This window comes from Kineothrix alysoides (assembly GCF_000732725.1).
Taxonomy (GTDB): domain Bacteria; phylum Bacillota; class Clostridia; order Lachnospirales; family Lachnospiraceae; genus Kineothrix; species Kineothrix alysoides.
Map to the genome: position 1 here is coordinate 189,046 of NZ_JPNB01000002.1, position 14,376 is coordinate 203,421.

General features: G+C 45.3%; 8 protein-coding genes and 1 other annotated feature. All 8 genes read right to left on the minus strand.

What is annotated here, in order from left to right:
• Nucleotides 1-98: 98 nt before the first annotated feature.
• The 8 genes from fusA to CC90_RS0111945 all read right to left on the minus strand — a co-directional run bounded on the left by fusA (nucleotide 99) and on the right by CC90_RS0111945 (nucleotide 14,062).
• Nucleotides 99-2,216, minus strand: a complete 2,118-nt coding sequence (fusA, locus tag CC90_RS0111910; protein WP_031390995.1) for an elongation factor G — start codon at nucleotides 2,214-2,216, stop codon at nucleotides 99-101.
• A gap of 14 nt (nucleotides 2,217-2,230) precedes the next feature.
• The gene (gene rpsG / locus CC90_RS0111915) at nucleotides 2,231-2,701 is read right to left on the minus strand and encodes a 30S ribosomal protein S7 (protein WP_031390996.1); all 471 of its coding nucleotides are present in this window, start codon (nucleotides 2,699-2,701) and stop codon (nucleotides 2,231-2,233) included.
• A 166-nt stretch (nucleotides 2,702-2,867) separates the two neighbouring features.
• Complete coding sequence (gene rpsL, locus CC90_RS0111920) at nucleotides 2,868-3,287, minus strand: 30S ribosomal protein S12 (RefSeq protein ID WP_031390997.1); 420 nt, start codon at nucleotides 3,285-3,287, stop codon at nucleotides 2,868-2,870.
• 181 nt (nucleotides 3,288-3,468) lie between these two features.
• A complete protein-coding gene (gene rpoC, locus CC90_RS0111925) occupies nucleotides 3,469-7,125 on the minus strand; it encodes a DNA-directed RNA polymerase subunit beta' (protein WP_031390998.1) in 3,657 nt (1,218 codons plus the stop codon).
• 80 nt (nucleotides 7,126-7,205) lie between these two features.
• A complete protein-coding gene (gene rpoB, locus CC90_RS0111930; RefSeq protein ID WP_031390999.1) occupies nucleotides 7,206-11,075 on the minus strand; it encodes a DNA-directed RNA polymerase subunit beta in 3,870 nt (1,289 codons plus the stop codon).
• Between the two features lie 234 nt (nucleotides 11,076-11,309).
• Nucleotides 11,310-11,687 (minus strand): 50S ribosomal protein L7/L12, encoded by a 378-nt coding sequence (gene rplL, locus CC90_RS0111935; protein WP_031391000.1) that lies wholly within the window; start codon nucleotides 11,685-11,687, stop codon nucleotides 11,310-11,312.
• A gap of 63 nt (nucleotides 11,688-11,750) precedes the next feature.
• Nucleotides 11,751-12,407, minus strand: coding sequence for a 50S ribosomal protein L10 (gene rplJ / locus CC90_RS0111940; protein ID WP_031391001.1), 657 nt, complete (start codon nucleotides 12,405-12,407; stop codon nucleotides 11,751-11,753).
• Nucleotides 12,408-12,467: 60 nt separating this feature from the next.
• Nucleotides 12,468-12,620 (minus strand) — a sequence feature (ribosomal protein L10 leader region).
• A 176-nt stretch (nucleotides 12,621-12,796) separates the two neighbouring features.
• Nucleotides 12,797-14,062 (minus strand): CapA family protein, encoded by a 1,266-nt coding sequence (locus CC90_RS0111945; protein WP_031391002.1) that lies wholly within the window; start codon nucleotides 14,060-14,062, stop codon nucleotides 12,797-12,799.
• Between the last annotated feature and the right edge of the window lie 314 nt (nucleotides 14,063-14,376).

Below are 14,376 nucleotides of genomic sequence, written 5' to 3' on the forward strand. Positions count from 1 at the left end.
CCTCAGCCGCAAGGACATTTTCCGCAAGATAAGGTTTCGCCGCTTTTATTTTGACTTAGCTGCCAGAACCTTTTCTGCAGGATAAGGTTTCTTCGCTTTTATTTTGACTTAGCTACCAGAACCTTTTCCTGTACGCTCTTCGGCACCTGCTCGTATTTCTCAAAGAACATGGAATAGTTACCGCGTCCCTGTGTCTTGGAACGTAAGTCTGTAGCATAGCCGAACATTTCAGCAAGCGGAACATAACCTCTTACCAGCTTTCCGCCTCCGATGTCATCCATACCTTCTATACGTCCGCGGCGGGAATTAATATCGCCGATAACATCTCCCATATAATCTTCAGGCATCGTAACTTCTACCTTCATGATAGGCTCCAAAAGTACCGGGTTCGCTTTCTTCATAGCTTCCTTGAATGCCATGGAACCAGCAATATGGAATGCCATTTCGGAAGAGTCGACTTCGTGGTAGGAACCGTCATAAACATTAGCGTGTACACCGAGTACGGGGAATCCGCCGAGAATACCTGACTTGGAAGCTTCTTCAATACCTTCGCCTACTGCCGGGATGTATTCCTTCGGAATAGCACCACCCACAACTGTAGATTCGAATTTGAAAATTTCCTCGCCGTTAGGATCCATAGGCTCGAATTTAACCTTACAATGTCCGTACTGTCCACGACCGCCGGACTGTTTTGCGTACTTGTAATCCTGATCCACAGACTTTGTAAACGTCTCTTTGTAGGAAACCTGAGGAGCGCCTACGTTAGCTTCTACCTTGAATTCTCGAAGAAGTCTGTCTACGATGATTTCCAGATGGAGCTCGCCCATACCTGCAATAATCGTCTGTCCGGTCTCCGGATTGGTGTGAGCGCGGAATGTAGGATCTTCTTCCGCAAGCTTCGCCAAAGCTTCGCCCATTTTACCCTGTCCAGCTTTCGTCTTAGGCTCGATTGCCAGCTCGATAACGGGTTCGGGGAATTCCATGGATTCGAGAATTACCGGATTCTGCTCATCACAGATAGTATCGCCGGTTGTTGTAACTTTAAATCCTACCGCTGCAGCGATGTCGCCGGAGTAAACCTTATCCAACTCCGCCCTTTTGTTCGCGTGCATCTGAAGGATACGTCCAACACGTTCTTTTTTATCCTTTGTTGCATTCAGCACGTAAGAACCTGAGTTCACCGTACCAGAATAAACTCTGAAGAATGCCAGCTTACCTACAAACGGGTCAGCCATAATCTTGAATGCCAACGCGGAGAAAGGCTCTTCATCGGAAGAGTGTCTTTCCACTTCATTGCCGTCCAAATCGACACCCTTAATAGAAGGGATATCGGTGGGAGCGGGCATGAACTCCAAGACCGCATTTAAAAGCTTCTGAACGCCCTTGTTTCTGTAAGCAGTACCACAGCATACGGGTATTGCAGTACATTCACAAGTTCCTTTTCTCAGAGCTGCCTTCAACTGCTCATTGGTCGGCTCTTCGCCTTCCAAATACATCATCATCAAGTCGTCATCCAACTCGCTGATTTTTTCTACTAATTCCGAGCGATAGAGCTCAGCGTCATCTTTCATATCATCCGGAATATCTATGATAGAAATGTCTTCGCCCTTTTCGTCGTTATAAATATATGCTTTCATTTCAAACAAATCGATGATTCCTTTGAAATCGTCTTCTTTACCTATCGGTAATTGGATGCAGATAGCGTTCTTGCCAAGTCTTGACTTGATCTGATCTACCGCTCCATAGAAGTTCGCACCTAAAATGTCCATCTTATTGATGAATGCCATTCTCGGTACATTATAAGTGTCAGCCTGACGCCATACGTTTTCAGATTGAGGCTCTACACCACCCTTTGCACAAAATACGCCTACTGCGCCATCGAGTACACGGAGTGAACGCTCAACCTCTACCGTAAAGTCAACGTGTCCTGGCGTATCGATAATATTGATACGATGTTCCATTGCTCCCGGCTTCGCTTGCGTGCCTTCCTGCAATGTCCAATGACAAGTTGTTGCGGCTGATGTTATTGTAATACCTCTTTCCTGTTCCTGCTCCATCCAGTCCATGGTAGCAGTACCTTCGTGAGTATCACCAATCTTATAATTAACACCGGTATAAAACAAGATACGTTCCGTAAGAGTCGTCTTACCCGCATCAATATGAGCCATAATACCGATGTTCCTGGTTCTCTCTAATGGATATTCTCTTCCAGCCAAGGGTTATTCCTCCTTTAGAATCTATAATGCGCAAACGCCTTATTAGCTTCTGCCATTTTGTGCATATCTTCTTTTTTCTTAACGGATGCTCCGGTGTTGTTAGAAGCATCAAGAATTTCATTTGCTAATCTTTCCTGCATCGTCTTCTCGCCTCTTTTACGAGAATAGGATGTCAGCCAACGAAGAGCCAAAGCCTGACGTCTGTCTACTCTTACCTCGATCGGAACCTGATAAGTAGCACCACCGATACGTCTGGCCTTTACCTCGAGAACAGGCATAATGTTATTCATAGCTTCCTCAAAAACCTCGAGAGCCGGCTTGCCTGCCTTTTCTTCTACTGTTGCAAATGCTCCATATACGATTTTCTGAGCAACACCCTTCTTACCATCTAACATGATATTATTGATAAGCTTGGTTACTACCTTATTATCGTATAAAGGATCTGCTAATACATCTCTTTTTTGAATATGTCCTTTACGTGGCACGATTCTTCCCTCCTTATTAGTCTCCACTTATTAATATATTAATAAATGGATTGATAATTCAACGGTACTCACCTACTAATGTGTTCGTGCTGTCATTATGCTTATATTGATATATCAATAACAGAATTCCAACACAAATTAGTTATGCTGTAGTACTAGATCCTAATTATTTACCAGCCTTAGGTCTCTTTGCTCCATATTTGGAACGAGCCTGTCTTCTATTAGCGACTCCCGCAGTATCGAGCGTACCTCTGATTACATGGTATCTTGTACCCGGTAAGTCCTTTACTCTACCACCTCTTATAAGAACAACGCTGTGCTCCTGCAGATTGTGGCCTTCTCCCGGAATGTAGCTCGTTACTTCGATTCCGTTAGAAAGACGAACTCTGGCGATTTTTCTAAGGGCTGAGTTAGGTTTCTTAGGAGTTGCTGTCTTAACAGCGGTACAAACACCTCTTTTCTGAGGAGAAGAAGTTTCGATTGCTTTCTTGTGAAGAGAGTTGTAACCCTTCTGGAGAGCAGGTGCTGTTGACTTCTTTTCTGATGTCTGACGTCCTTTTCTTACTAACTGGTTAAATGTTGGCATTCTGTTTCACCTCCTATGGTATAAACTTAATAGTTTCTTGTGCCGCATTCGATTCGTTTCGGTATTTGTTAAAATGCGCAAAAAAAGAAAACGCATCTGCATGCACACCTTGATAGTATAAGTGGTCGCAGATGCGTTGTCAATATTTTTTTTTATATTTCGAAGCGTTTTTCCTCTGAGCTTAGACTTCTGCTTCTTCGAAGTTCTCCTCTTCGGTATATAAGTCACCGAAAGTCATTTCTTCATCGAAAAGTCCATCTTCATCGAAGGAAATTGTACCCATCAGATTGTTGTCAGTATCCAGCGAGGTACTGCGGTATCTCTTCATACCCGTTCCTGCAGGAATCAGCTTACCGATGATAACATTTTCTTTAAGACCGATCAGCGGATCTACTTTTCCTTTAATTGCCGCTTCCGTAAGAACCTTCGTGGTCTCCTGGAAAGAAGCAGCGGAAAGGAAGGAATTGGTAGCCAGAGACGCCTTCGTAATACCGAGCATTACCTGCTTGCCCTCCGCCGGTTCCTTGCCTTCTTCTATCAGCTTATCGTTCATATCCTCGAAGTCCAAGATATCCACCAGAGTTCCCGGCAAGTATTCCGCATCGCCATTATTCTCGATACGTATCTTCTTGAGCATCTGGCGCACGATGACCTCGATATGCTTATCGCTGATATCAACACCCTGAAGACGGTATACGCGCTGTACCTCACGAAGCATATAATCCTGAACCGGGCGTACTCCCTTAATCTTCAGCAAATCATGAGGATTCACGCTTCCTTCTGTCAGCTCGTCGCCGGCCTCAAGCACCGTTCCGTCCAAAATCTTTATTCTGGAGCCATAAGGAATCAGATAAGTCTTAGTCTCGCCCGTTTCCTCGTTTGTAATGATAATTTCGCGCTTCTTCTTCGTATCCTTAATAGTCGCTATGCCGCCAAATTCTGCAATAATTGCAAGTCCCTTGGGCTTTCTCGCTTCGAAAAGCTCCTCAACACGGGGAAGACCCTGTGTGATATCATCGCCCGCAACGCCGCCGGTATGGAAGGTACGCATGGTAAGCTGTGTACCGGGTTCACCGATCGACTGTGCCGCGATGATTCCGACAGCTTCACCTACCTGTACCGCCTCGCCCGTTGCCATGTTTGCTCCGTAGCACTTCGCACATATTCCATTGTGTGAACGGCAGGTAAGAATCGTACGAATCTTGATCGCTTCCAAAGGTTCGCCCTTTTCATTCACGCCGACACTCATAATCTTAGCAGCACGACTGGGAGTTATCATATGGTTTCTCTTTACGATCAAATTGCCTTCTCTGTCTTTTACAGTCTCGCAGGCATATCTGCCATTGATTCTGTCCTTCAATCCCTCGATTGTTTCTTTTCCATCCATAAAAGCCTTTACGACCATTCCCGGAAGCTCTTCTCTGCCTTCACAGCAGTCTACTTCGCGGATGATGAGTTCCTGAGAAACATCGACCATACGCCTTGTCAGGTATCCTGAGTCAGCGGTACGGAGTGCCGTATCCGACAGTCCCTTACGGGCGCCGTGTGCGGACATGAAGTACTCCAAAACGTCAAGACCTTCACGGAAGTTGGATTTAATAGGAAGCTCGATGGTTCTGCCGGTAGTATCCGCCATAAGTCCGCGCATACCTGCCAGCTGCTTAATCTGCTGATTGGAACCACGGGCACCGGAGTCAGCCATCATGAAGATGTTGTTGTACTTATCCAGTCCAGACAAAAGAACCTCTGTCAGCTCTTTATCCGTCTCGTTCCATGTTTCTACAACGGCACGGTATCTCTCTTCCTCCGTAATAAGGCCTCTTCTGAAATTCTGAGAAATCTTATCTACCGTCAACTGAGCCTCATTCAACATTTCCTGCTTCTGCTCCGGCACTGTCATATCGGAAATGGAAACGGTCATTGCCGCCTTGGTGGAGTATTTATATCCGGTGGATTTAATTAAGTCCAGTACCTCTGCCGTCTTGGAAGCACCGTGAGTATTAATAACTTTTTCAAGGATCTGCTTTAACTGCTTTTTGCCTACATGGAAATCCACTTCCAGCTTCAGAAAGTTCTCAGGAACCGTTCTGTCCACGAAGCCTAAATCCTGAGGAAGGATTTCGTTGAATAAGAAGCGTCCTAATGTAGATTCCACATTTTCGCTCACTTCTTCGCCGTTTTCATTCTTCTTCGTCACCTTTACGTTGATTCTTGAATGCAAGGTACAGAAGCCGTTTTCATAAGCAAGGATAGCTTCGTTTACGTTCTTATAGAACTTGCCTTCTCCTACCGCACCAGGTCGTTCTTGTGTCAGATAGTAGATGCCGAGTACCATATCCTGAGAAGGAACAGCTACCGGCCCGCCGTCTGACGGCTTTAACAAGTTGTTGGGCGAAAGCAGAAGGAAACGGCACTCTGCCTGCGCTTCTACAGAAAGCGGAAGGTGTACAGCCATCTGGTCACCGTCGAAGTCGGCATTAAACGCTGTACATACGAGGGGATGAAGCTTGATTGCCTTACCCTCTACGAGAATGGGCTCAAATGCCTGAATTCCCAGTCTGTGCAACGTAGGAGCACGGTTAAGCATAACCGGATGCTCTTTGATTACTTCCTCCAAGACATCCCATACCTGCGAATCCAGTCTCTCTACCAGCTTCTTCGCGTTTTTAATATTCTGTGAAATACCTCTCCCAACCAGCTCTTTCATAACAAAAGGTTTGAAAAGCTCAATCGCCATCTCCTTCGGAAGACCGCACTGATAAATCTTAAGCTCCGGCCCTACGACGATAACGGAACGTCCCGAGTAATCGACACGTTTTCCAAGCAGGTTCTGACGGAAACGTCCGGACTTACCCTTTAACATATCGGAAAGAGACTTGAGGGCTCTGTTGCCCGGCCCCGTTACCGGCCGTCCGCGGCGGCCGTTATCGATAAGTGCATCTACAGCCTCCTGAAGCATTCTCTTCTCGTTGCGCACAATGATGTCAGGAGCGCCCAGCTCAAGGAGTCTCTTCAGACGGTTATTTCTATTAATAATTCTTCTATATAAGTCATTTAGGTCGGAGGTCGCAAAGCGTCCGCCGTCCAGCTGTACCATAGGACGTAAATCAGGAGGAATTACCGGAACCGCATCCATAATCATCCACTCCGGGCGATTTCCGGATTCTCTGAAGGCTTCAACTACCTCCAGTCTCTTAATGATTCTGGCTCTCTTCTGTCCTGTGGATTCTTTTAAGCCGGTTGTTAATTCTACCGATTCCGTTTCGAGGTCGATTGCCTGAAGCAGCTCTTTGATTGCCTCTGCTCCCATACCTACACGAAATTTATTTCCCCATGTCTCTCTTGAATCCTGATATTCTCTTTCAGACAACACCTGCTTGTATTCCAAATCGGTCTCGCCTGCATCCAGTACAATATAAGAAGCGAAATACAAAACTTTTTCAAGCACTCTCGGGGATAAATCGAGAATCAAGCCCATACGGCTGGGGATTCCCTTAAAATACCAAATGTGAGATACCGGGGCCGCCAGCTCAATGTGGCCCATACGCTCCCTGCGTACGCTGGCCTTCGTTACCTCTACACCGCAGCGGTCGCAGACAACACCCTTATATCTGATTTTTTTATATTTACCACAATGACATTCCCAGTCTTTGCTGGGGCCAAAAATCTTCTCACAAAACAAACCTTCTTTTTCCGGCTTCAATGTTCTGTAATTGATGGTCTCCGGCTTTAATACTTCTCCCCTCGACCACTCTCTGATTTTCTCAGGCGATGCTAAACCAATCTTAATCGCATCGAATGTCATCGGCTGATACATTTCCTGTTTTGTTTCTGACATTTTGGGTACTCCTTCCAGATATTATGTTACTGATGAGCCTACGGCTTCATAGCAACAATTGATGCCATTCGGCAATAATCTTACTCACCAAAAGACTCTACAAATTCAGCTTCTTCCTGTAACTCCAAATCCATATCATCATCCAGTTCTTCCTCGTCGTCGGAGCTTACCAGCTCTCCGCTGTCCTCATCGAATTCCTGCTTCTGATATCCCATGGACTCCAATGGCTCCTTCTCATAATTATAGCCCTTGGAATCTCCTTCGATTTCGTAACGGTAATCCGTATCGCCGTAATCGATGGTCTCCATAATCTCGACCTCACTCTGATCCTCACGGAGTACGCGAACATCGAGTCCGAGAGATTGCAATTCTTTCAAGAGTACCTTGAAGGATTCAGGTATACCGGGTTCAGGTATATTATCGCCTTTAATGATGGCTTCGTAGGTTTTTACACGTCCTACGACATCATCGGATTTTACAGTAAGAATCTCCTGAAGTGTATAGGATGCACCATATGCTTCCAAAGCCCAAACTTCCATTTCACCGAATCTCTGTCCGCCGAACTGCGCTTTACCACCGAGAGGCTGTTGCGTTACCAGAGAATAAGGTCCCGTAGAACGGGCATGAATCTTGTCATCTACCAAGTGGTGAAGCTTCAGGTAATGCATGTGACCGATGGTTACCGAGCTGTCAAAATATTCGCCGGTCCTTCCGTCGCGCAACCTTACTTTACCATCTCTGGAAATCGGAACTCCCTTCCAAAGCGCTCTATGGTCTCTGTTCTCGGATAAATATTCCATTACCTCAGGGAGCAGATCATTTTTATATTTTTTCTCGAAATCTTCCCACGTCATATTTACATAATCGTTGGCAAGATCAAGCGTATCCATAATATCGTTCTCGTTAGCGCCGTCGAATACCGGAGTCGCAACGTTGAAGCCAAGCGCCTTCGCTGCAAGTGAAAGGTGAATTTCAAGTACCTGTCCAATGTTCATACGGGAAGGCACGCCCAAAGGATTGAGTACGATGTCAAGAGGGCGTCCATTGGGCAGATAAGGCATATCCTCTGCCGGAAGCACACGGGAAACAACACCTTTGTTACCGTGACGTCCTGCCATCTTATCACCTACGGAAATCTTTCTCTTCTGAGCGATATAAATGCGCACCGCCTGATTTACGCCGAGAGACAGCTCGTCGCCGTTCTCTCTGGTGAACACCTTGGCATCTACGACAATACCATATTCGCCGTGAGGCACCTTAAGGGAGGTATCCCTTACTTCTCTCGCCTTTTCGCCAAAAATCGCGCGAAGCAACCGTTCTTCCGCCGTAAGCTCCGTCTCTCCCTTAGGAGTAACCTTACCTACGAGAATATCTCCGGCACGAACCTCCGCACCGATCCTGATAATTCCTCTGTCATCCAGGTCCTTCAGCGCATCATCGCCCACGCCCGGTACGTCTCTCGTAATTTCTTCCGGTCCCAATTTGGTGTCGCGGGCTTCCGCTTCGTATTCCTCGATATGAACAGAGGTATAAACGTCCTCCTGCACAAGTCTTTCGCTCAGAAGAACAGCATCTTCATAATTATAGCCTTCCCAAGTCATGAAGCCGATCAAGGGATTCTTGCCAAGTGCTAACTCGCCGTCCGCCGTGGAAGGGCCGTCTGCAATCACCTGACCTTTTTCCACATGGTTGCCCTTAAATACGATAGGCTTCTGATTGTAGCAGTTGGATTGGTTACTTCTGGAGAACTTCGTAAGACGGTATTCATCTCTCTCACCATCATCGTAAGTCATCTTAATGAGTCTGGAAGATACATAATCCACGGTACCCGATTTTCTCGCAACGATACAAACGCCGGAGTCAACCGCTGCCTTCGGTTCCATACCCGTTCCTACGGCAGGGGCCTCGGTAGTCAAAAGAGGCACAGCCTGACGCTGCATGTTGGATCCCATGAGCGCACGGTTCGCATCGTCGTTCTCCAAGAAAGGAATGAGAGCCGTAGCAACTGAAAATACCATCTTAGGCGATACGTCCATATACTCATACATAGCCTTGGGATATTCGGACGTCTCGTCTTTATAACGGCCGGAGACAGTATTTCTTATGAAATATCCCTTCTCGTCCAACGCTTCGTTGGCCTGAGCTACATGATAATTATCTTCTTCATCCGCCGTCATATAAACGACTGCATCCGTTACACGCGGATTCTCTGCGTCGGATCTATCGATAATACGATAAGGAGCCTCCACAAAACCATATTCATTAATTCTCGCATAAGTAGCGAGAGAGTTGATCAGACCGATGTTAGGACCTTCCGGTGTCTCGATGGGGCACATTCTTCCATAATGGGAATAATGAACGTCGCGGACCTCGAATCCGGCACGATCTCTGGACAAACCACCAGGACCCAACGCTGAAAGACGTCTCTTATGAGTGAGCTCGCCTAACGGGTTGTTCTGATCCATGAACTGGGACAACTGGGAGGAACCGAAGAATTCCTTCACAGCAGCCTGCACCGGCTTAATATTAATGAGCACTTGCGGAGATACTTCTTCCGCATCGTGAGTCGTCATTCTCTCACGAACAACTCGTTCCAGTCTGGACAAACCGATTCTATACTGGTTCTGGAGCAGTTCTCCTACCGCTCTGATACGTCTGTTGCCCAAATGATCGATATCGTCATCGTTACCGATACCATATTCCAAATGGATATTATAATTAATAGAGGCAATAATATCCTCTTTCGTAATATGCTTCGGTACAAGCTCGTGTACATTCTTCTTAAGCGCATCGGCAAGAGCTTCCGGATTTTCGCCATATTCTTCAAGAATCTGCTCTAAAACAGGATAGTATACCAACTCGCTAATGCCAAGCTCTCTGGGATTGCAGTCCACGAAATTCGTAATATCCACCATCATATTGGAAAGAACTTTAACATTCTTCTCTTCCGTCTGAATATATACATAAGGAACCGCTGCATTCTGAATAGCGTCGGCAAGCTGTGCCGTCGCTTTCGTACCGGCAGTCGCCAAAACTTCACCGGTGGTCACATCCACCACATCCTCAGCAAGAATGTGATGTCTGATTCTATTTTTTAATGCTAATTTTTTGTTGAATTTATATCTTCCAACCTTCGCCAAATCATATCTTCTGGGGTCAAAAAACATTGCGGTAATCAAACTCTCCGCACTTTCTACGCTTAAAGGCTCTCCCGGACGAATCTTCTTATATAACTCTAACAGACCCTCCTGATAGTTCTCAGCAGTGTCCTTGCCAAAGCTTGCTTCGATTTTAGGTTCATCACCGAAAAGCTCTCTTATCTCATCGTTGGTACCGACTCCCATCGCTCTGATCAATACAGTAATCGGCACTTTTCTTGTTCTATCTACACGTACATAAAAAACATCATTGGAATCAGTCTCGTATTCCAGCCATGCACCACGGTTAGGAATAACGGTGGAAGAAAACAGACGCTTACCGATCTTATCGTGTCCGATGGCATAATAGATGCCCGGAGAACGTACCAACTGGCTAACGATAACACGCTCCGCCCCGTTGATAACGAAGGTTCCCGTCTCAGTCATTAAGGGAAGATCTCCCATGAAAATCTCATGTTCACTGATTTCTTCCTTCTCTTTATTATAAAGACGAACCTTAACCTTTAACGGCGCCGCATAAGTTGAATCTCTTTCTTTGCACTTTTCAATAGAATATTTAACATCATCTTCACACAATTCGAAGCTGACGAATTCCAGACTTAAGTGTCCGCTATAATCCGCAATTGGAGATATATCGTCAAAGACTTCTTTTAAGCCTTCTGAGAGAAACCATTTATAGGAGTCCTTCTGAACTTCTATAAGATTGGGCATCTCCAAAACCTCTTTTTGCCGTGAATAACTCATACGTATGTTCTTGCCTGAGGCAATAGGACGTATTCTGTTCTTTTCCATTGACATTTCACCCCGTTCTTTATAATTTACTAAAAGTATCCACACCTTAACACAATAGTGCATCATCCATTCTACTACAAGAATTTTGTATAGTCAAGAAATTTTTCAAAAAATTAAGACAAATGGACTTTTTATATAATATAATAAAAAATCCTCAGAACTTCCTATTATATTATATAAAAACGGCGGTATCCGACTTTCGGATACCGCTGTATATCTTCTGGTAAAATACAATTATTTAATTGTAACTTTAGCGCCTTCTGCTTCCAGTTTCGCTTTGATGTCTTCTGCATCCTGCTTGGATGTAGCTTCTTTTACCATCTTCGGAGCAGTGTCAACTAAGTCTTTAGCTTCTTTCAAGCCAAGGCCTGTAGCTTCACGTACAACCTTGATGACCTTAACCTTGTTAGGGCCTACTTCTGTAAGCTCAACATCAAATTCTGTCTTCTCTTCTTCTGCTGCTGCTTCGCCTGCACCTGCTGCTGCAACTACAACACCTGCTGCTGCGGACACACCGAATTCTTCTTCACAAGCTTTTACCAAATCATTTAATTCTAATACTGTTAACTCTTTAATAGCGTCAATAAGTTCCTGAGCTGTTAATTTTGCCATTTTCATTTACCTCCATTATAATTTTGTAAGTTTCTTTTCATTTTTGTTTTCTGAATTTATTTCTTATTCAGCAGGAGCTTCTTCAACCGGAGCTGCTGCTTCTTCAGCCGGTGCTGCTTCTTCAGCCGGTGTCGCTTCCTCTGCTGCAGGTGCTGCTTCTTCAGCCGGTGTCGCTTCCTCTGTTGTTTCTACTGCCGGAGCTGCTTCTTCTGCTGCCGGTGTATCGCATGCGGATGCGCCGCCTTTTTCTGCCAGCTGGTTCATGACACGAGCAAAGTTCGTGATAGGAGACTGGATGCTTCCAAGTAACTTGGAGAGCAGCTCTTCTCTTGAAGGAACTTTAGCGATTTCGGCAATGCCGTTCGCGTCGTATGCAGAGCCTTCAACTATACCGCCTTTGATCTCGAGCTTGGTTGCTTCCTTCGCAAACTTGCACAATACTCTTGCCGGTGCCGTAGCATCGCTTGTAGAGATAGCAATTGCACTGGGGCCCTCCAGATACGGAGCGAGTGCTTCGAAGTCCGTTCCCTTAAACGCGAAATTCATCATCGTGTTCTTGTAAACCTTGTAAGTAATTCCCTCTTCGCGAAGCTGCTTGCGAAGTCTTGTGTCCTGCTCTACCGTAAGTCCGCGGTAATCTACGAGCACTACTGACTGCGCATCTTTAATGCTTGCGGAAATTTCTTCTACGACGGGTTGTTTCAATTCAACTTTTGCCACTTTTTTTACCTCCTTATAGATTTGTAAGGGCCTTAGCCCTCTTGTTGCCGATAGGAGTTTATATACATATAAAAAACCTCTCTGAAGACAGAAAGGTTTAAAGTCACATTACAGCATCAACTCTTCTCCTCGGTAGGCGATACACTTACGCCGCAGGAACAGAAACTGTTCACATCCGGCACCTACTGTCTTCGGCACGGTCAAAACGACCTTTATCAATATAATATACTTATGCTTATATTGTCAAGCACTTTTATCAATCTTTTCAACTTTTTCAGCCAGTCTTTTTTTCAATCTGCGCAATCTTCGTTTTCCACTCTTCGCTTGAATCTTCGTCTAAAAATTGAAGATCACTTTTCACTCAAGCATACTTCTTCAGAAAATCCTATTTAATTAATATATCCTTCTTCGTCGATATTCACACCCGGAGAAATGGCTCGCATATAGGAAAGCACCCTTTCCTTTTCCGCCCCTTCTAACAAAGAAGTTTGGCAATCCTTTTGCAGGGCGGGGATGAACTTAAGACTTTTTAATCCATTCTCATTGATGGCGGCCTTTACCAGACAAGTATCCACTTGCTTGGAGTTGAACCAAAAATTTCCAAGACTGTATACCACCGGAACTCCATCCACATATTGAATGGGCTGAAGGCAATGGGGATGATCTCCAATAATTAAATCCGCTCCCGCTTCCACGATCTTCGGTGCCTGATCCAGTTGGGCCCAATCTAACTGCTCCGTATTCTCCGTTCCCCAATGAATATATACTACCACGAAATCGCTGTTTTCCTTTGCCGCCTTTACCGCTTCCAAAAGGCCTTCGGGATTCCAACACCGGAATACTCCCGCAGAATTATCCGTAGCTCCTTTAGTATCTGGATTATCCAGCCTCTCGATCTGAGTGGCAGACAGATAGGCTATTTTTATATCATTTATAATGAAGTAGACAGGTTTTGCTGCCTCCTCCAGATTGCGGCCCGCTCCCACATATGGCATCCCAGCCTCTTTTAAGATATCCAGGGAATCCAGAAGCGCTGCTTCTCCATAATCATACGCATGATTATTGGCAAGCGATACGATATCCACCCCCATATCATCCAAAAGGCTTACGGATTCAGGCCTTGCCCGAAAGGTAAACTGCTTCTCCGGTGTGGGCGTTCCTCTGTCGGAATAAGGGAACTCATTGTTCAGCATTAAAATATCCGCACTCTTCATTTCCTCCAGCAGCTTTGCCGATATGCTGTCATAGATTCCATTTTTCCTCTGCAGCAGCTTTACCATAACGCTGTAACTTGGATCGAACAGTATATCTCCGCCGAAGGACAATGTCACCTCTTCTGCCGAAGCGGCCTCCTTAGCATAAATATTATTCAGAGCCATGTACTCTTTATCCGACAAAATTTCTCCGTATCGTCCGCTTATATTCAATGCTTCCTCCCTCGCCTCCGCTTCTTCCTCCGGTATTTTCTCCGAAAACATATGCGAAACGACCTCCGACAGGCCGGAGGGTGAAAGTGCTACTGCGTCCGCTTTTCCCACAACGGAATTATATATCAATATTCCTGCAACACCGACAATAACCACTCCGGCAAAAGTTAACCAGAAGGTTAACAGAATATTCAGGAAATGTATTTTTCTTCTCCGGGTTTTCTTCATTTATTACAAGCTCCTGTTGATTTTTATGACAATAATATAATTATAACACAATTAATTCCTTTTATAGAACAAGTACTTATTTTTATCGGACAAAAGTGTGCTTCGTACACTCTCGCGGCCAAATACTTTGGCTGCACAGCTTTTGTTCCGCGCGCGTAGCTGCGCATCGTTGGCCCGAAGGGCAACACGAGTGTTTATATCATAGGAGGCAATACCTTCACACGTTAAAGCAGCAAGGTCTTTCCTATGATATAAAAAGGCTGTCACACTAATCACTTAGTGCGGCAGCCCTTGCAAACTCTATAAGCAACGTA

What these genes read in the sequence shown, in the direction of transcription:
- rpsL (WP_031390997.1), bottom strand. Translation starts at nt 3,287, where the DNA reads ATGCCAACATTTAACCAGTTAGTAAGAAAAGGACGTCAGACATCAGAA.
- rpoC (WP_031390998.1), bottom strand. Translation starts at nt 7,125, where the DNA reads ATGTCAGAAACAAAACAGGAAATGTATCAGCCGATGACATTCGATGCG.
- rpoB (WP_031390999.1), bottom strand. Translation starts at nt 11,075, where the DNA reads ATGGAAAAGAACAGAATACGTCCTATTGCCTCAGGCAAGAACATACGT.
- rplL (WP_031391000.1), bottom strand. Translation starts at nt 11,687, where the DNA reads ATGGCAAAATTAACAGCTCAGGAACTTATTGACGCTATTAAAGAGTTA.
- CC90_RS0111945 (WP_031391002.1), bottom strand. Translation starts at nt 14,062, where the DNA reads ATGAAGAAAACCCGGAGAAGAAAAATACATTTCCTGAATATTCTGTTA.